The sequence below is a fragment of the Streptomyces sp. NPDC048441 genome (assembly GCF_043200235.1).
Taxonomy (GTDB): domain Bacteria; phylum Actinomycetota; class Actinomycetes; order Streptomycetales; family Streptomycetaceae; genus Streptomyces.
The window spans coordinates 13,153-29,219 of record NZ_JBICXM010000017.1 but is presented as its reverse complement, the minus strand read 5'-3'; the positions used below and the strand labels follow the sequence as shown (position 1 = coordinate 29,219).

Annotated in this window: 16 protein-coding genes and 1 pseudogene; 4 read left to right on the top strand and 13 right to left on the bottom strand. The window is 68.5% G+C overall.

The window, feature by feature from the left end; all coding sequences use genetic code 11:
- Positions 1 to 56: 56 nt before the first annotated feature.
- The 3 genes from ACGFSB_RS32395 to ACGFSB_RS32385 all read right to left on the bottom strand — a co-directional run bounded on the left by ACGFSB_RS32395 (position 57) and on the right by ACGFSB_RS32385 (position 1,972).
- Positions 57 to 572 carry a lytic polysaccharide monooxygenase auxiliary activity family 9 protein gene (locus ACGFSB_RS32395; RefSeq protein ID WP_393406667.1) on the bottom strand — a complete coding sequence of 172 codons (516 nt, stop codon included), beginning with the start codon at positions 570 to 572 and terminating at the stop codon, positions 57 to 59.
- Positions 573 to 712: 140 nt separating this feature from the next.
- A complete protein-coding gene (locus ACGFSB_RS32390; protein WP_393406664.1) occupies positions 713 to 1,060 on the bottom strand; it encodes a DoxX family protein in 348 nt (115 codons plus the stop codon).
- A 159-nt stretch (positions 1,061 to 1,219) separates the two neighbouring features.
- A complete protein-coding gene (locus tag ACGFSB_RS32385) occupies positions 1,220 to 1,972 on the bottom strand; it encodes a sulfite exporter TauE/SafE family protein (RefSeq protein WP_393406661.1) in 753 nt (250 codons plus the stop codon).
- Positions 1,973 to 2,240: 268 nt separating this feature from the next.
- Here ACGFSB_RS32385 and ACGFSB_RS32380 point away from each other — a divergent pair.
- Positions 2,241 to 3,122 (top strand): annotated as a pseudogene (locus ACGFSB_RS32380) (LysR family transcriptional regulator); the annotation flags it as partial.
- On the opposite strand, the gene ACGFSB_RS32375 reads toward ACGFSB_RS32380, so the two are convergent.
- Entirely contained in the window at positions 3,120 to 3,554 is a 435-nt protein-coding gene (locus ACGFSB_RS32375) for a molybdopterin-dependent oxidoreductase (protein ID WP_393406659.1), read from the bottom strand. The pseudogene ACGFSB_RS32380 and the gene ACGFSB_RS32375 overlap by 3 nt on opposite strands.
- A gap of 57 nt (positions 3,555 to 3,611) precedes the next feature.
- Positions 3,612 to 4,721: a sugar ABC transporter substrate-binding protein gene (locus tag ACGFSB_RS32370; RefSeq protein ID WP_393406656.1), complete on the bottom strand. Its 1,110-nt coding sequence runs from the start codon at positions 4,719 to 4,721 to the stop codon at positions 3,612 to 3,614.
- Positions 4,722 to 4,936: 215 nt separating this feature from the next.
- Between ACGFSB_RS32370 and ACGFSB_RS32365 the strand changes: the two genes are divergently transcribed.
- Complete coding sequence (locus ACGFSB_RS32365) at positions 4,937 to 5,869, top strand: LysR substrate-binding domain-containing protein (protein WP_393406654.1); 933 nt, start codon at positions 4,937 to 4,939, stop codon at positions 5,867 to 5,869.
- Between the two features lie 22 nt (positions 5,870 to 5,891).
- On the opposite strand, the gene ACGFSB_RS32360 is transcribed toward ACGFSB_RS32365, so the two are convergent.
- Genes ACGFSB_RS32360 through ACGFSB_RS32325 form a run of 8 tightly spaced genes read right to left on the bottom strand, consistent with a single transcriptional unit; the run spans position 5,892 to position 13,046 of the window.
- Complete coding sequence (locus ACGFSB_RS32360) at positions 5,892 to 6,920, bottom strand: amidohydrolase family protein (RefSeq protein WP_393406990.1); 1,029 nt, start codon at positions 6,918 to 6,920, stop codon at positions 5,892 to 5,894.
- A 15-nt stretch (positions 6,921 to 6,935) separates the two neighbouring features.
- Positions 6,936 to 7,475, bottom strand: a complete 540-nt coding sequence (locus ACGFSB_RS32355) for a 3-hydroxyanthranilate 3,4-dioxygenase (protein WP_393406652.1) — start codon at positions 7,473 to 7,475, stop codon at positions 6,936 to 6,938.
- On the bottom strand, positions 7,472 to 7,933 hold the full coding sequence (locus ACGFSB_RS32350; RefSeq protein ID WP_393406649.1) for a RidA family protein: 462 nt from the start codon (positions 7,931 to 7,933) through the stop codon (positions 7,472 to 7,474). The genes ACGFSB_RS32355 and ACGFSB_RS32350 overlap by 4 nt, the downstream gene beginning before the upstream one ends.
- On the bottom strand, positions 7,930 to 8,742 hold the full coding sequence (locus tag ACGFSB_RS32345; protein WP_393406647.1) for a 2-keto-4-pentenoate hydratase: 813 nt from the start codon (positions 8,740 to 8,742) through the stop codon (positions 7,930 to 7,932). Before ACGFSB_RS32345 ends, ACGFSB_RS32350 begins: the two co-directional genes overlap by 4 nt.
- Complete coding sequence (gene dmpG / locus ACGFSB_RS32340; protein ID WP_393406645.1) at positions 8,739 to 9,770, bottom strand: 4-hydroxy-2-oxovalerate aldolase; 1,032 nt, start codon at positions 9,768 to 9,770, stop codon at positions 8,739 to 8,741. Before dmpG ends, ACGFSB_RS32345 begins: the two co-directional genes overlap by 4 nt.
- Complete coding sequence (locus ACGFSB_RS32335; protein ID WP_393406987.1) at positions 9,767 to 10,681, bottom strand: acetaldehyde dehydrogenase (acetylating); 915 nt, start codon at positions 10,679 to 10,681, stop codon at positions 9,767 to 9,769. The genes dmpG and ACGFSB_RS32335 overlap by 4 nt, the downstream gene beginning before the upstream one ends.
- A gap of 59 nt (positions 10,682 to 10,740) precedes the next feature.
- Complete coding sequence (locus ACGFSB_RS32330; RefSeq protein WP_393406643.1) at positions 10,741 to 11,574, bottom strand: 2-keto-4-pentenoate hydratase; 834 nt, start codon at positions 11,572 to 11,574, stop codon at positions 10,741 to 10,743.
- Positions 11,571 to 13,046 (bottom strand): 2-hydroxymuconic semialdehyde dehydrogenase, encoded by a 1,476-nt coding sequence (locus ACGFSB_RS32325; protein ID WP_393406640.1) that lies wholly within the window; start codon positions 13,044 to 13,046, stop codon positions 11,571 to 11,573. Before ACGFSB_RS32325 ends, ACGFSB_RS32330 begins: the two co-directional genes overlap by 4 nt.
- Before the next feature lie 284 nt (positions 13,047 to 13,330).
- Here ACGFSB_RS32325 and ACGFSB_RS32320 point away from each other — a divergent pair, with 284 nt between their 5' ends.
- Both ACGFSB_RS32320 and ACGFSB_RS32315 read left to right on the top strand, forming a co-directional pair.
- Positions 13,331 to 14,650, top strand: coding sequence for an MFS transporter (locus ACGFSB_RS32320; protein WP_393406637.1), 1,320 nt, complete (start codon positions 13,331 to 13,333; stop codon positions 14,648 to 14,650).
- Positions 14,647 to 15,885, top strand: a complete 1,239-nt coding sequence (locus tag ACGFSB_RS32315) for a carboxylesterase family protein (RefSeq protein ID WP_393406635.1) — start codon at positions 14,647 to 14,649, stop codon at positions 15,883 to 15,885. The genes ACGFSB_RS32320 and ACGFSB_RS32315 overlap by 4 nt, the downstream gene beginning before the upstream one ends.
- Positions 15,886 to 16,067: the final 182 nt, after the last annotated feature.

The window sequence follows — 16,067 nt, the reverse complement described above, 5'->3', positions numbered from 1 at the left end:
AGACCGGGTGGGGTGGTGTGGGGGAGCCACCCGCAGGGGGCATCAGCCCGGATGCATCAGCCTCCGATGTTCACATCGATGCACGCGTAGAAGGCGTTGGCGGTGTCGGCGATGTTCCACACCGCGAGCACCTTCTGCTTGCCGCTGAGTCCGCCGAAGTCGACCTTGTGCGTGACGGTCTCGCCCGGTTGGGCGCCTCCGTCGTCGACCTCGGCGATCTTGTTGCCGCCGACGAAGTACTGCCAGGTGCTGGTGCTGTGACGTGCCGTCAGCTTCCAGCTGAACTCCTGTGAGGAGCCGACGTCGGTGACCTTCCAGCCCTTGCCGTCGTCGTCCAGGTCGGAGAACCGGGAGTTGCCGCCGCTGCACGTCGTCTGGCCCTTCGGGCCCTCGACGCTCTGCGGTTCGTTGGTGATCTCGCCGCAGGACACGGTGCCTGCCGCGCACTGTGCCTGACGGCTCGGGGGCGATGAGACGTAGCCGTGCGCGCTGGCCGGTGTGACGGATGCCAGAACGAGTACGGGCGCGAATCCCGCGCCCAGGGCGGCTGCCAGCTTCTGCTTCTTGTTCATCTCTGTTCCCTCTGGGTGGGGGGATGAGGGGCGAGAGACAACCGGGCGCCTCGGTCGACTCATTGGCCTAGACCATACTGGTTGTCAGGGCTCAGTCAACCCTTCAAGTACTCCTCGTGGGGCGGAAGTTGCGCCTGGCGCTAGGCGGCGAGCCCCAGGACCAGGGCGCCGACCACCGGTGCCGCGTACACCAGCGGGAAGGGAATGTGCGCGTACCAGCGGGCCCGGATCACGGTGACGACGGCGCCGGTGAAGTACAGGACCAGACCGATACCGGCCGCGACTCCGACGAACGGCACGAACACGCCGACCAGCAGTCCTGCCGCTCCGGCGGCCTTGGCCGCGCCGAGCCAGGGCAGCCACGAGAGGGGGACGCCGTAGTCGGCCATGGGCTGCATGACCCACTGGGAGCGGAGGAAGACGGAGGCGGCGGAGAAGCCCACCATGACAGCGGCAAGGACGGTGACGACGACGTGGGCTGTGGACATCAGGAATGCTCCCATCGGGCGGATACCGAGGCGGGGCTTGCGTGCTCCGGCCGGGCGTCTTGAGTTCGTTACTGCTCTGACGGGCCGAAGGGCGGGAATGTGACCGAGGGGCGCCACTCGTGACGTGACCTGGGACACCTCGCGCCGCCGCTCACACCGTCACAACATCACGCCGACAGCCGCGATCACACCCACGGTGACAATGAGCCCGCGCAGCACGGCGGGTGACAGCCTGCGGCCCACGCGGGCGCCGAGCAGGCCGCCCACGGTGGAGCCGACGGCGATCACCCCGGCCACGGTCCAGTCGACGGTCGTCACCGCGATGAAGATGGCCGCGGCGACGCCGTTCACGATGGACGCGAGGACGTTCTTGACGGCGTTCAGGCGTTGCAGATCATCACGGAGGAACGTCCCGAACAGGCCCATGAGCAGGACTCCTTGGGCCGCCCCGAAGTAGCCGCCGTAGACGGCGGTGCCCAGTACGCCGGCCCAGAGGGAGACGCCGCCGTCCTCGCGGCCGCGGTCGTCGCGCCGCGTGAGCCATTTCTGGATGCGGGGCTGGAGCAGCACCAGGACGCAGGCAACCAGGATCAGCACCGGCACCGCGGACCGGAACGTGTCGGCGGGCAGCTTCAGGAGCAGCACCGCTCCCGCCACCCCGCCGAGGAGCGAGGCGAGGCCGAGCTTCAGGAGGCGCGGCAACTGCCCTTTGAGTTCGGCGCGATATCCGTAGGCGGCGCTCATGACGCCCGGTACGAGTCCGATGGTGTTGGAGACATTGGCGAGGACGGGCGGGTACCCGAAGGCGAGCAGCGTGGGGAAGGTGATCAGGGTGCCGGAGCCCACCACCGCGTTGATGCCGCCTGCCGCGACGGCCGCGGCCGCGATGGCCACTGTCTCGAGTGCATGCATGGGTCGCCCTTCCCGGGACGGTCGGCGTACCGGAGTGGGGGCAGCCCGGGACGGAGGAGCGGAGTGCGGTGCTGTGCGAGTTGTACGGGGGGACCGGTCGGACGGGTCGGCACCTGGACCGGTCCGCACATCCTCCGGATGACACGCGGACCGGTCCAGGTTGCCGCCCTGGGGTCGGTCCGGCCCGGCAAAGATCGTCTCGCCCGCCCAACACCCAAGTCAATACTCGGATTTCCTTGCAGACCCCCAAGCTGTAGCTTAATCCTTCATGACCCTGGATGATCTACGCGTCTTCGTCGCCGTCTGCCGGGCGGGCAGCCTCAGCGCCGTCGCCCGCGATCTTTCCTGTACGCAGCCTGCCGTGAGCCAGCACATCAAGCGGCTTGAGCGGGAGCTGGGACTCAGCCTGCTCGAACGCCACCCGCGCGGCGTCGTACCCACCCCGGCCGGACAACTCCTGCAGAACGCCGCCGCCGGTGGCCTCGGCGACATCGACCACGCCCTGCGCCGGTTGAACGACCTGGTGCACGGCGAGGCCGGATCCGTGCGGATCACCACGGGTGCCACCACCGTGCGCCACTTCCTGTCCGACGCGATCGTCGCCTTCCGCCACCGTCATCCCCAGGTCAGCCTCGAATTCCAGACCGCGCACTCCAGCCGCAGCTGCTTCGAAGCCCTCATCGCGGGCGGCCTCGACCTGGCCTGGATCACCCTCGGCGAACCGGTGAAGGGCATCGAGCAACGCCCCGTCATCGAACTTCCCTGGGTGCTCGCCGTCCACAGCGACGACCCTCTCGCCACGAGGGAGTCGATCACCACCGCCGACCTGGGAGACATCCGGCTCATCGGGCTCCCGGAGAGCACGAACTCCCGCGCCCGTCTTGACGCCTGGTTCGCCGAACGCGGCATCAGCCCGGACTCCGACACCAGCGTCGCCGACTGGGACACCGCCCTCCTGCTCGCCGAACTGGGCCTGGGCCACGCGATCGTCCCCGACCTGCCCGGCTGGCACGGGCCCGGCCACCCGGACCTGCGGCTGATCCCCATCCCGGAGCTGCCCACCCTGTGGACCGGCTGGGCCGTACGCAGCTGGGACGCGCTGTCCCCCTTGGCGAGGGCCTTCGCCGAGACGGTCAGCCACCACTGTTCAAGTGGAGGGCACGCGGCACGCGCCGATCCAGATGCTCCTGATCGCGCTGATGCAGCGCGCCCCGCACCGGTCCGAAGGCACCACGAGCTGGCTGCCCACCTCGTCGAGCTCCTGCCCGTCGAGGCGGGTGGCAAGCAGGATGGGCGTACCGCCGAAGTCGGCGTCGATCTCCGCCCAGGACAGGACCGTGTGGTGGCCGTCCCCGCCGCTGACGGCCAGCAGGAAGCGTGAACGGTCCTTGCGCCGCCTGGAATCGAACGACGGCCCGGCATCATCGACGACGTCCCGGAGCAGGGGCCCGCTGAAGGTGTGGTGCTGTGGCCCGTTGGTGGCGCAGTCGTAGACCACGGCCGCCTCGTGCTGCTGCCAGCCCTCCCGCAGGTCGTCTCCGAACTCACGCCAAGCAGCTCCGCTGCCTGTCCAATGCTGCACGACGGCACACCCGCACTCTGGGCCAGCGGGCGTCGCCCCTCGTGTCGCCCCCGCGCCTTATCCCTTGAGGCCGGCCGCCGCGCAAGCCGCCTTGAACTCGGCCGTGCAGATCTCGTCGGTGGTGTAGATGCGGTCCTTGACGACCGTGGACTTGATGGTGCTCCGGGTCATCGGGCGGACCGAGACGAGGAGGGAGGGGATGTTCTTCGTCGTGGCGTTGTCGGACCTGTCCCCGGCGAGGGCGTCGTACTCGACCATCCGGCCCTGGGAGATCCTGACCGCCATCTCCGCGGCGCCGACGGCTTCTTCGGGATAGGGCTTGTAGACGCTCATGTACTGCTCGCCCGTGACGATGCGCTGCACGGCGGGCAGCTCCGCGTCCTGTCCTGTGACCGGCGGGAGATCGGTGAGGCCCGCGGCCTTCAGGGCCGTGATGACGCCGCCCGCCATGCCGTCGTTGGCGGAGTAGACACCCGCGATGTTGTCCTTGCCGATGGCGGTGATCGCGTCCTTCATATGCGCGCCGGCCGTCTTCGGCTTCCAGCCCTGGGTGTCGTACGACTTGGCGATGTCCACCTGGTTCTGGAGCTGGGAGAGCGCACCTTCCTTGAAGACGGAGGTGTTCGGGTCGGTCGGCGAACCGTTGATCATGACGATCTTGCTGCTCTGGCGGGCCCCGCCGCCGAGCGCCTTCAGGAGCGCCTGGCCCTGGACCTGGCCGACCAGTTCGTTGTCGAAGGCCACATAGCCGGATACGGGCCCCTCGGCGAGCCGGTCGTAGGCGATGACGGGAACGTCCGCTTCCTTCGCCTTCTGGACGGAGGGCGCGATCTTCTTCGCGTCCACCGCGCTCACGAGAATCGCGTCGACCTTGTCGGCCACCATCTTGTCGAGCTGACCGCTCTGCTTGGCGGCGTCCTCGTCGGCGTTGGCGTAGACGAGCTTGCCCTTGCCGTTGGTCAGCTTCTTGACCTGCTTCTCGATGATCGGGTGGTCGAACTTCTCATAGCGAGCCGTCTCGCCCTCGGGCAGGAGCAGTCCGATGGTGACCGCGTCGCCCTTCCGGTGGCTCTTGGACTTTCCGTCGTCGGAGTCGAGCAGGCTGCCGCATGAGGCGAGCGAGAGTGCCAGGGCGCTCACAGTTACGGCGGCGGTGGCTTCACGCATACGGGATTTCATTCGCCCACTTCCTCGATCGGACCGCTTCGTTGTGATCCGAGGTGGCTGAAAGCCAACCCCGGAGTCTTCCCGGCGTCAAGGAGTCAATGCATAACGAGATTGCAATGGAATGTGTGTTTTAGAATTGAACGTTTCTCTGCTTACACGTGACAACGGCGGAGTCCCCCGGATGCGGCGAGCGGCTCTCCGGATAGGGTCACCGGGTGGAGATTCCCCGCCTGCTCGACGGCCGGCTCAAGTTCCGGCACCTGATCCTCGTCGACGCCCTCTCACGCCAGGGCAGTGTCGTCGGGGCCGCCGCGGAACTGCATGTGACCCAGCCGGCGGCCACACGAAGCCTGCATGAGTTGGAGGACATCCTCGGTGTCACGCTCTTCGAGCGCGGGCCACGGGGCATCACGGCCACCGTCTTCGGCGAGGCGTTCACCCAGCACGCACGGGCCGTGCTCGCGCAATTGACGCAGGCGGGCCGCCACGTCGTGGAACTCGCCGACGCCGACCGCGGAACGGTGATCGTCGGCACGCATCTCGCCGGATCGAATGTGCTCCTTCCGCGAGCCATCGCCGGCATCAAGAAGGAGCGCCCTTATCTGACGGTGACCGTGCGAGAGGCGTCGCCCGAGGCGCTGCTCCTCGAACTGGAGGCAGGGCGTATCGACTTCATTGTCGGACGGCTCACCGTCCCTTCGGGAGAAGGAATGGTGCGGCGCAAGCTGTACGACGAGTCGGTCGACCTTGTCGTACGGGCCGCGCACGAACTCACCGGGAAACCGGACGTCGAACTCGCGGAACTCATGGACTATCCATGGATTCTGCCGGGCGCGGAGACCGCGCTGCGCCGGGAAGTCGAGGAGTTCTTCACCCGGCACGGATGCGCGCTACCGATGAACCGCGTCGAAACCACCTCATTCCTGACCGTCCGTCAACTCCTCCTGGAAACAGACGTCATCGCGGTCCTCCCCAGTCTGATCGTCCGGGACGACCCCCGGATCGTGCGCCTCCCGGTCTCGCTCGACCCGATCGGACACAGCGTCGGCCTCACCCTGTCGGCCGCCCGTACGCTGAGCCCGTCCGCCGAGGTCCTTATCCGCAGCCTGGAGGACATCGCTGCCGGGATGGCGGCCCAGGGCCAGTAGGCGGCGGGCGCGCCTCTTCGGATCAGACGCCCTGGACCGGCCCGGAGAGACCGAGGAAGCGCTCGGCATTGCCGTGGGTGATCAGCCGTCGGTCCGCCTCGTCGAGGAAGTGACTCTTGCGGACCACCTCACCCACCGGCCGCTCTCCCAGCGGATACGGGTAGTCGCTGCCCACCATCACCCGGTCCGCGCCCACCGTGTCGACAAGGAGACGCAGTGCGCGGTCGTCGAAGACGACGGAGTCGACGTAGAAGCGGTCCAGGTAGTGCGAGGGCGGGAACTCCGACGTGCCGATGATGTCGTTGCGCCCGTGCCAGGCGTTCTCCATCCGGCCCAGCCAGAAGGCGAACGATCCGCCGCCGTGCGCGAAACAGATCTTCAGACGCTCGTCGATGCGGTCGAAGGCGCCACCGAGAATCATCGCGAGGATCGACAGATGCGTCTCCGCGGGCATCGCGGTCAGCCATTGGGCCATCCACCGGTCGAGCCGGGGGGACGTGGCCATGTCCCAGGGGTGCACGAACACCGGCACGTCCAGTGAAGCGCAGTGCTGGAGGAAGGTGACGACGCCTTCGCTGTCGAGGTCGAGGTCGCCGACGTGGTTGCCGATCTCGACGCCACGGTGTCCGTTGGCGACACTGCGCTCCAGCTCCCGGCAGGCGGCGTCCGGGTCCTGCAGCGGCACCTGGCAGAACGGGATGAGCCGGTCGGGCGCGGGGGCGACGATCTCCAGGGCCAGGTCATTGAAGATGCGGGAGACCTTCGCCGCCTCCGGACCGCCGCGGCCGTACGTGAAGAAGGCCGGGGTGGGGGAGACCACCTGGCGTTGCACACCGTCCGCGTCCATGTCCCGCAGACGCGTCTGAGCATCCCAGCAGTCCGCCTTGATCCGCCGGAACTCGTTCGCACCCATCATGATCATCGCGTCGGACTCGGACTCGATCCGCAGCCACGGCGCGTCAGGGCCCGCCTCCGCGGACAGATCCGGCCAGCCCCGGGGAACGTAATGGGTATGGATATCGATCACCCGGTCGATTGCTCGGTCGATCATTTGGTCCGTCACGACTCAGCCCTTTCCCGGGTGCGGCGCACCGCAGTTCGGGCAGACGCGGGCCTTGTCGTCCGCGTAGAACTCGCTGAAGACCGGTGGCAGATCCTCGACGATGTCGCGTACCTGGAGCTCGATCTCGTGGACGAGGGCGGAGCAGTCGGCGCAGTACCACTGGAACCTCTCCAGGGTGCCCTCATCGCGGACCCGCTCGATGACCAGACCGATCGACCCGGTGTCGGGCCGCTGCGGAGAGTGCGGGACGTTGCCGGGGAGCAGCCACGCCTGGCCTTCCCTGATGTGTACGGTGTGCGGGCCTTCCGCGGTCATCACATTGACGTGCATGTCGCCCCTGACCTGGTAGAACCACTCCTCGTACGGGTCGAGGTGGTAGTCCGTGCGCTGGTTGGGACCGCCGACGATCTGGACGATGAAGTCCTTGCCGAGGGACATGGTCCTGTTGTTCACCGGCGGCTTGAGCAGATGCTCGTGCTCGCTGATCCAGCCCTGGAAATCGATGACCTGCGGGATGTCCGCGCTGTGCGGGATGCCGGTCATGGGGCCACCTCCGTGGTGCGGTTCGTGAGTGTCTTGTCGGGGTCGGTGCGCGGTAGGCAGGCGATGGCCTGGATCTCGATCAGCAGATGCGGGTGCGGCAGCTGGTGCACCGCGACGGTCGTCCGGGTCGGGCCCCGCTCGTCGAAGAACTCGCCGTACACCTCGTTGTATCCGCCGAAGTCGTTCATGGACACCAGGTAGGTGGTGACCTGGGCGACGTCGGACAGCTCCGCTCCGACCTCGGCGAGCATGTCCCGGATGTTCTCGATCACCGCACGCGTCTGCGCCCGGATGTCGAGGTCGGTCGTGCCCATCGCGTCGACCTCGACGCCCACGAAGGTGTTGTCCGGCCGACGTGAGCTGGTGCCGGAGACGAAGACGAGGTCGCCGACCACCTTCACATGCGGGAAGCGGCCTCGCGGTGTGGCCCGCCCCGCGAGAACCCGTGCCCCGCTCATCGAACCCCCCGCACGTCGCGCACGCCCCGCACCGAGACGGTTCCGAGCCCAGCGACATCGCAGCAGGTGACCCCGCCGGTCAGCGGCACCGCCGCCGTCGCCGCACCGGCGAGCACCACCTGCCCGGCCCGCAGCGGAATGCCCCGGCGTCGGCACATGTCCACAAGCGCGTGCAGCGCACGCACCGGATCACCGAGGACGGCGGCTGTCGAACCGACCACCTCCGCCGCCCCCGAACCGACCATCCGCACCGCCCGGTTGGACACGTCCCGCACCGGTCGCCAGGGGCCGATCGCGAACGCCGCCGCCGAAGTGTTGTCCGCGACGACGTCGCTGTAGGTGAAACGGAAGTCCCGGTACCGTGAATCGATGATCTCAAGCGCCGGGGCCACCGCGTCGACACACGACTCGATGTCCGTCGTGGGGTCGGCAAGGTCCACATCACGGCAGAGCCGGTAGGCGACCTCGGGCTCCACCTTCGGGTGGATGAAACGGGAGAGGTCGACGTCATCGCCGTCCGTGACGCGCATGGCGTCGGTGAGCCGCCCGACGATCACGTCGGAGACCCCCATCTGGGCCATCTTGGCCTTGCTGGTGAAGCCGAGTTTCACTCCCACGATCCGCTCGCCGCGCGCCTCACGCCGGGCGAGGAGCGCCGCCTGGATCGCATACGCCTCGTCGACGCCGAAGTCATGCGTATCGGCGAGGGACGGGGTGTCGGTGCGTGAGGTCTGCGCGGTGTCGAGCCGTGCGGCGAGCGCTTCGACGGTGTCCGCGTCGACCGGGCCGGTCAGAATCGAGCCGCTCACTTGACGCCCCCTTCCGTACCGGCCGCGCGCCGCGCGGCCAGGTCGAGTGCGATGTCCACGATCATGTCCTCCTGGCCGCCCACCAGTTGACGGCGGCCGACCTCGAGCAGAATCTCCCGGGTGTCGATCCCATAGCGCCCGGCTGCCCGTTCGGCGTGCAGCAGGAAGCTGGAGTAGACACCCGCGTACCCCAGGGTCAGCGTCTCGCGGTCCACCTGTACGGGGCGGTCGCGCAGCGGTCGTACGACGTCGTCGGCGGCGTCCTGAAGCGCGAACAAGTCGCAGCCGTGCTCCCAGCCGAGCAGGTCGGCGACCGCGATGAAGGGCTCCGCAGGGCAGTTGCCCGCCCCAGCCCCCTGTCCGGCGAGGGCCACATCGACGCGGTGGGCGCCGTGCTCGACGGCGGTCACACTGTTGGCGACCGACAGGGACAGATTCTCGTGGGCGTGGATGCCGACCTCGGTCCGGTCGTCGAGGACGTGGCGGTAGGCGTCGATCCGCTCCGCCACGTCCCGCATGGTCAGCCGTCCGCCGGAGTCGGTGACGTACACGCAATGGGCGCCGTACGACTCCATCAGGGCGGCCTGCCGTGCAAGACCGTCGGGGGAGTTGAGATGGCTCATCATCAAGAAGCCCGAGACGTCCATCCCGTGTTCACGCGCCCAGGCGATGTGCTGCGCGCTGACATCGGCCTCGGTGCAGTGGGTGGCGACGCGGACACTGCGTACGCCGAGGTCGTAGGCCCGGCGTAGCTGCTCGATGGTGCCGATGCCGGGGAGGAGCAGGGTCGTCAGCTTCGCGTGTTCCAGGACATCGGCGGCGGCCTCGATCCACTCCTCGTCGCTGTGCGCCCCGAAACCGTAGTTGGCGCTCGACCCGCCCAGGCCGTCGCCGTGCGCGACCTCGATGGCCGCGACCCCGGCCCGGTCGAGCGCGGAGACGATCCGGCGCACCTGATCGACGGTGTACCTGTGCCCCATGGCGTGCATACCGTCCCGCAGGGTCACGTCCTGTATGTAGAGCTTCATGCGGTGCCCCCTGCTGGGACTGCTGGGACTGCTCGGACTGCTCGGAGTGCGGCGATCCGCTCCGCGGTCCTGAGCGCGGCGGAGGTCATGATGTCGAGGTTTCCCGCGTAGTCGGGGAGGTAGTGACCTGCGCCGAGCACCTCCAGGAAGACAGAGACCCTGAATCCGGAGAAGCGTCGCCCCAGGGCCGGGACCATGGCGTCCTCGACGGGGTCGAACTGCACGTCCTGCTTGAGCCGGTAGCCGGGGACGTACTCCTGGACGGCCGCAACCATCCGCCGCACCGAGGCGTCGATCCGCTCCCGTACCGCCGCGTCAAGGGCACCCTCGACCAGGCAGTACACGGTGTCGCGCATGACGAGCGGCGGCTCGGCCGGGTTGAGCACGATGATGGCCTTGCCCACCTCGGCGCCGCCGACGACGCGGATGGCCTCGCTGGTGGTCTCGGTGAACTCGTCGATGTTGGCCCGGGTGCCGGGGCCCGCCGACTTCGACGAGATGGACGCGACGATCTCGCCGTACGCCACCGGGGCGACCCGGGAGACCGCGGCGACGACCGGGATCGTGGCCTGGCCGCCGCACGTCACCATGTTCACGTCCGGCGCGTCCAGATGCTCGTCGAGATTGACCGACGGCACGACGAACGGGCCGAGCGCCGCCGGGGTCAGATCGATCATCGCCTTGCCGTGCCGACGGGCGATGTCCGCGTTGCGTACGTGGGCCTTGGCGGAGGTCGCGTCGAAGATCACCTGGATGTCGGTGAACTCGGGCATGGCCATGAGGCCGTCGATGCCGCGATAGGTGGTGGCGACCTTCAGGCGCCGGGCGCGGGCCAGGCCGTCGGATTCCGCGTCGATGCCGACCAGCGCGCCCATGCGGAGGGTCTTCGACAGACGCATCACCTTGATCATGAGGTCGGTTCCGATGTTCCCGGAGCCGATGACGGCGACCGGAACGGTGGGTGTGTCGCTCACTTGCCCTCCTCCTTTACGGCTGCCTCGACAACCGCCTCGACCTCGCCGAGCTCGTCGAGCGCGAGGCGGAACCGGCCAGGGCCGTCGATCGGCACCATCGGCCCGAGCGCACCGGACATCACCACGTCCCCGGCCCGCAACGGCTGTGCACGCCGCGCCAGTTCGCGCGCCAGCCACGCCACGGCGACGACCGGCGAACCGAGGCAGGCGTGGCCCGCGCCGAAGGAGACGGGGTCGCCGTCCCGGTGGAGCGTCATGCCGATCCGGGAGAGGTCGCGCCCGTAGAGCGTGTACGGGGTGGTGCCGAGGACCACCGCGCCGCTGGAGGCGTTGTCCGCGACGGTGTCCGTGATGGTCAGATCCCAGCCCGCGATCCGGGAGTCGACGATCTCGATGGCCGGGAGTACGAACTCGGTGGCCCGCAGCACATCGGCGACGGTCGCACCGGGCAGGTCCAGATCGCGGCCGATGACGAAGGCGACCTCGCCCTCCGCGCGCGGCTGGAGGAACCGGTCGAGGGGCAGCGGCTCGGTGTGGGCGTACATCATGTCGTCGAAGAGCACACCGAAGTCCGGCTGGAAGACCCCGAACTGCTGTTGTACGACGGGTGCGGTGAGCCCGATCTTGGCGCCGACCCGGCGAGCTCCGGCCGGACGGCGGGCGTCGGCGACCCGGCGCTGCACCTCATAGGCGGCGTCGATGTCGCTCGTACCCAGATGGTGCCGGACCGGCGGACAGGGAGTGCGGGTGGCCGCGGCGCCGGTGAGCAGTTCGGTGGCGGCGTCGATGCGCGCCGTCAAGTCAGCGTCGGGGGTGAGGAGTTCGGTCACAGCTGTACGCACACATTCGTCGGCTCGGTGTAGAAGTGCAGGGAGGAAGCGCCGCCCTCGCGGCCGATGCCGGAGAGTCCGACTCCGCCGAAGGGGGAGCGCAGGTCGCGCAGAAACCAGGTGTTGACCCAGGCCATGCCCACGTTCATCGCCTGCGCCACGCGGTGTCCGCGCCGCAGGTCGTTGGTCCACACCGAGGCGGCGAGGCCGTAATCGGTGTCGTTGGCCAGGGCGATCGCCTCGGCCTCGGTGTCGAAGGGGATGAGCGCGGCGACGGGGCCGAAGATCTCCTCGCGTACGGCACGGTCCGTGTTGGTGAGTCCGGTCCACAGCGTCGGCTCGATCCAGGAACCGCCGTCCAGGTCCGCGCCGAGCCGGGGCACCCCGCCGCCGGTGAGCACCTTGGCACCGGCCTGCTCGGCGAGCTCGAAGTAGCCGAGCACCTTGTTCCGGTGCGCCTGCGAGATGAGCGGTCCTGTGGTGGTCGTCTCGTCCAACGGGCGCCCCAGGCGCAGGCGTTGGGCCCGCTCCACGAGTCCGTCCGCGATGTCCTGGAACACGGACCGCTGGACGTACACCCGCTCGGTGCACAGGCACACCTGCCCGGTGTTGGTGAACACCGACTTGGTCAGGCCGGTCAGCGCCTCGTCGAGGTCTACATCGTCGAAGACGATGGCGGCGTTCTTCCCGCCGAGCTCGAAGGAGACCGGGCGGACGCGGGGCGCGACCGTCTTCATGACGTGCGAGCCGGTCGCCGACGACCCGGTGAACGTCACTCCGTCGATGCCGGGGTGAGAGGTGACGTAGGCCCCTGCCGAGCCGCCGCCGAAACCGTGGACGACGTTGTACGCCCCGGCCGGGAGGCCGACCTCGTCCAGTACCTCCGCGAGGAGCGTGGCCGTGGCGGGTGTCTCCTCGCTGGGTTTGACGACCACGGCGTTTCCGCAGGCGAGGGCCGGGGCGACCTTCCAGGTGAGCAGGAGCAGGGGGAGGTTCCACGGCACGATGACCGCGACGACCCCGAGCGGCTTGCGGACCGCGTAGTTGAGCGCCTGCCTGCCGCCCGCGAGGTCGGTGAGGAAGGATTCCTGACCTGCGGCGGCGACCACGTCGGCGAAGGCGCGGAAGTTGGCGACGGCCCGCGCCACATCGAGTTCCCGTGCCTGGGTCACCGGCTTGCCGGTGTCGGCGATCTCGGCGGCGACGAACTCGTCGAAGCGTTCCTCGATCCGGTCCGCGGCGCGGCGCAGGAGCGCGGTCCGCTCACGTACCGCCGTGCCCGCCCAGCCGCCGTCGAGGGCCCGTCGGGCCGCCGCTACGGCGCGGTCCACGAGGGACTCGTCCGCCTCGTGGACACGGGCGTGGACCAGGCCGGTGGCCGGGTCGATCTTGTCGAAGCTGCGGTTCTCGTCGGGTTCGACGTAATGGCCGTCGACGAAATTGCGGATCCACCGCCGTGTATCTGCCGTCATGACCACCACTCTGGGAGGTGTGGCCATGCCGGACAAATGATGTTCTCGTACGCAGCTATGCCCGTGCTGGTATATCTCGTTGATGTCGCCGCGGTCAGAGTTCGGTATACCCAAATGGATATACGGAGCTTCCGGATTGGCATTTGTGCGTCATGTCTCACGGGGTGAGGATCCACGGCTAACAGACCCCGATGGATAGGTCACCCATGAGCCTCAGTGATGCACCTCAGGAAGAAGGCACGGGCGGGGAAAGGGCCGCTTCCGGAAGAACGACTCCGGCAAGAATGGCCCCCGCAAGAACGGCCCCCGCAAGAACGGCTCTCGCGACGCTGGCCGGTACCACGCTCGAGTGGTACGACTTCTTCCTCTACGGCACGGCAGCCGCCCTCATCTTCGACAAACAGTTCTTCCCCTCGCTGAGTCCCGCGGCGGGAACCCTCGCGGCATTCAGCACGCTCGCCGTCGGCTTCATCGCCCGGCCCCTCGGCGGCCTGGTCTTCGGACATTTCGGCGACCGCATCGGACGGAAGGCGACCCTGGTGGTCTCCCTGGTCCTGATGGGAGTCGGATCCACGCTCATCGGCGCCATTCCGAATTACGACGCCATCGGATTCTGGGCGCCGGTCCTGCTGGTCGTGCTGCGCGTCATCCAGGGCATCGGGCTCGGCGGCGAAGGCGCCGGGGCGACGCTGATGTCCATGGAGCACGCGCCGCGGGGCAAGCGGAATCTGTACGCGGGCTTCCCTCAGATGGGGACACCGGCCGGCCTGGTCCTCGCCAACCTCATCTTCCTCGCCACCAACTCCCTCATGGGGGACAGCGCGTTCACCTCATGGGGCTGGCGGATTCCGTTCCTCCTGAGCTTCGTTCTCGTCGCGATCGGTCTGGTGATCCGGCTCCGGGTCACGGAGTCCCCTTCCTTCAACCGCGTTCTCGAGCAGGACGACGTCGTCAAGTTCCCACTGGCGGAAGCACTCAAGGTCGGATTCCCGCGACTGGCCCTCACCTTGCTCGCCGTGGTCGCGAACTCCGCGGTCGCCTATGTGTTCATGGTGTTCACCCTGTCGTACGGCACCAAGAATCTCGGCTACGACAAGCAATTCCTCATCCTGAGCGTGACAGCGGCCGCCGTACTGTGGTTCGCGACCATTCCCGTATGGACGAGAATCGCGGACCGGTACGGCCGGAGAACGATGTTCATCGGTGGCTCAGCCGCGATCCTGGTGTGGTGCGCCGCCTTCTTCCCGCTGCTCGACACGGGGAATTCCGTCCTGGCCGTCGTGGCGCTCACGGGAATGGGGCTCGTCATCCCGGTCACCCACTGCGTGCAGGGCGGCATCATCGCCGACACCTTCCCCGTCCACGTCCGCTATTCCGGGTCCTCGCTCATCCTCCAGACCGGCGCCATCCTCGGCGGCGGCCTGGCGCCCATGATTTCCACCGCACTGCTGAACTCCGGAGACGGTTCCTCTTCGGCGGGCGTGACGTGGTACCTGGTGGCGATGTGCGGGATCAGCCTCGCCGGGGCGGTGGCGCTGTTCCGTGCGGTGCCGGAGACTGCGCCCGGTTCAGTCGTACTCACCACGGAGGGCGCAGAAGCATGACGGATTCGACGACGATCGGCACAGGACTGATCCGCACAGGACCGATCCGGTACGCCACGGCCGAGCGTTTCGCCCGCCCGCGCCCGGTAAAGGATGAGGACCCCCGCCCGTCGAGCGGCGAGATCTGCCCGCAGCTGCCCTCCAGGCTCGACGCGGTGATGGGCCCGCCCCTCGACACCCACCCGCAGGGCGAGGACTGTCTGAACCTGTCGATCACGACACCGGCCCGCGACACCGGGGCCCGGCCGGTGCTCGTGTGGTTCCACGGCGGCGGGTTCAGCAGCGGCGCCGGGCTGATGGACTGGTACGACGGCGGTGCGCTCGCCGCCGAAGGCGATGTGGTGGTCGTCAGCGTCAACTACCGCCTGGGCGCGCTGGGTTACCTCTGCCTCGACGGTGTCAGCGAGGGCAATCTCGGCCTGTACGACCAGCTGGAAGCGCTGCGCTGGGTGAGCGCGCACATCGCCGCGTACGGGGGAGACCCCGGCAACGTCACGGTGCTGGGGCAGTCGGCCGGCGGCCTGTCCATCCGTCTGCTCCTCGACATGCCGGAGGCCAAGGGGCTGCTGCGCCGGGCGATCCTGCAGAGCGCCCCGCTCGAAGTCGCGACGCGCCCCCGCGAGGCCGCCCTGGTCCTCGGCCGCCTCTTCGCCGAGGCCCTCGGCACGGACCCGCACACCGCCGACGTATCCGAGATCCTGGCGGCGCAGCGCGAGACCGCGCTGGCGAACCTGCGCCTGTCCGGAAGCTCGATGGAACCCGCGTTCACGCCGGTCCGGGGCGCGGACCCCCTCCATCTCCATGGGCTGGACCCTTCCTCCGACCCCTCCGCCAATTCCTCGTTCGATTCCTTCGACGCGAACGTGCGCGGCCTGGACGTCCTGTACGGCTGGAACCTCGACGACATGACCGCGTTCCCCGGTGAGGGCGACGACACGGCGAGCCTCACTCGCCGCGTCTATGAAGAGCCGCTCGCCCTCTTCGGGAAGCGCCTGGCGCGAGCGGGCGCCCACGTGTACACGTACCGCCTCGACTGGCGCCCGGCCGGATCACCCTTCGGGGCCACTCACTGCGTCGAGCTGCCGCTGCTCTTCGGCTCGCGGGAGGCATGGCGGGCCTCGCCGATGCTCGGGGACACTCCCTGGGAGGACATCGACGCACTGGGCTCGGCCCTGCGCGCCGACTGGATCGCCTTCGCCCGCACAGGCACGTATGACCCGCGCAGGCACGTATGACTCGGCCCGCGCTCGCCCCGCGTGAGACCAGAGGTCCAGAAATTTCCGCAATGTGGTGCGGGCTCTAGGCCGGCCGGGCGAAATTTGAGCCGGTTGCCCGTGCCGTGAAGCCCATCTCGTGCTACTGTTGTTCTTAGTTGCAGTTGTGGTTCCCATAAGACTTCAAGTGCTTTGGTGGATCA

Coding starts and splice junctions, on each gene's coding strand:
- ACGFSB_RS32395 (WP_393406667.1), bottom strand. CDS start 572: ATGAACAAGAAGCAGAAGCTGGCAGCCGCCCTGGGCGCGGGATTCGCG.
- ACGFSB_RS32390 (WP_393406664.1), bottom strand. CDS start 1,060: ATGTCCACAGCCCACGTCGTCGTCACCGTCCTTGCCGCTGTCATGGTG.
- ACGFSB_RS32385 (WP_393406661.1), bottom strand. CDS start 1,972: ATGCATGCACTCGAGACAGTGGCCATCGCGGCCGCGGCCGTCGCGGCA.
- ACGFSB_RS32370 (WP_393406656.1), bottom strand. CDS start 4,721: ATGCGTGAAGCCACCGCCGCCGTAACTGTGAGCGCCCTGGCACTCTCG.
- ACGFSB_RS32360 (WP_393406990.1), bottom strand. CDS start 6,920: ATGATCGACCGAGCAATCGACCGGGTGATCGATATCCATACCCATTAC.
- ACGFSB_RS32355 (WP_393406652.1), bottom strand. CDS start 7,475: ATGACCGGCATCCCGCACAGCGCGGACATCCCGCAGGTCATCGATTTC.
- ACGFSB_RS32350 (WP_393406649.1), bottom strand. CDS start 7,933: ATGAGCGGGGCACGGGTTCTCGCGGGGCGGGCCACACCGCGAGGCCGC.
- dmpG (WP_393406645.1), bottom strand. CDS start 9,770: ATGAAGCTCTACATACAGGACGTGACCCTGCGGGACGGTATGCACGCC.
- ACGFSB_RS32335 (WP_393406987.1), bottom strand. CDS start 10,681: ATGATCAAGGTGATGCGTCTGTCGAAGACCCTCCGCATGGGCGCGCTG.
- ACGFSB_RS32325 (WP_393406640.1), bottom strand. CDS start 13,046: ATGACGGCAGATACACGGCGGTGGATCCGCAATTTCGTCGACGGCCAT.
- ACGFSB_RS32320 (WP_393406637.1), top strand. CDS start 13,331: ATGGCCCCCGCAAGAACGGCCCCCGCAAGAACGGCTCTCGCGACGCTG.
- ACGFSB_RS32315 (WP_393406635.1), top strand. CDS start 14,647: ATGACGGATTCGACGACGATCGGCACAGGACTGATCCGCACAGGACCG.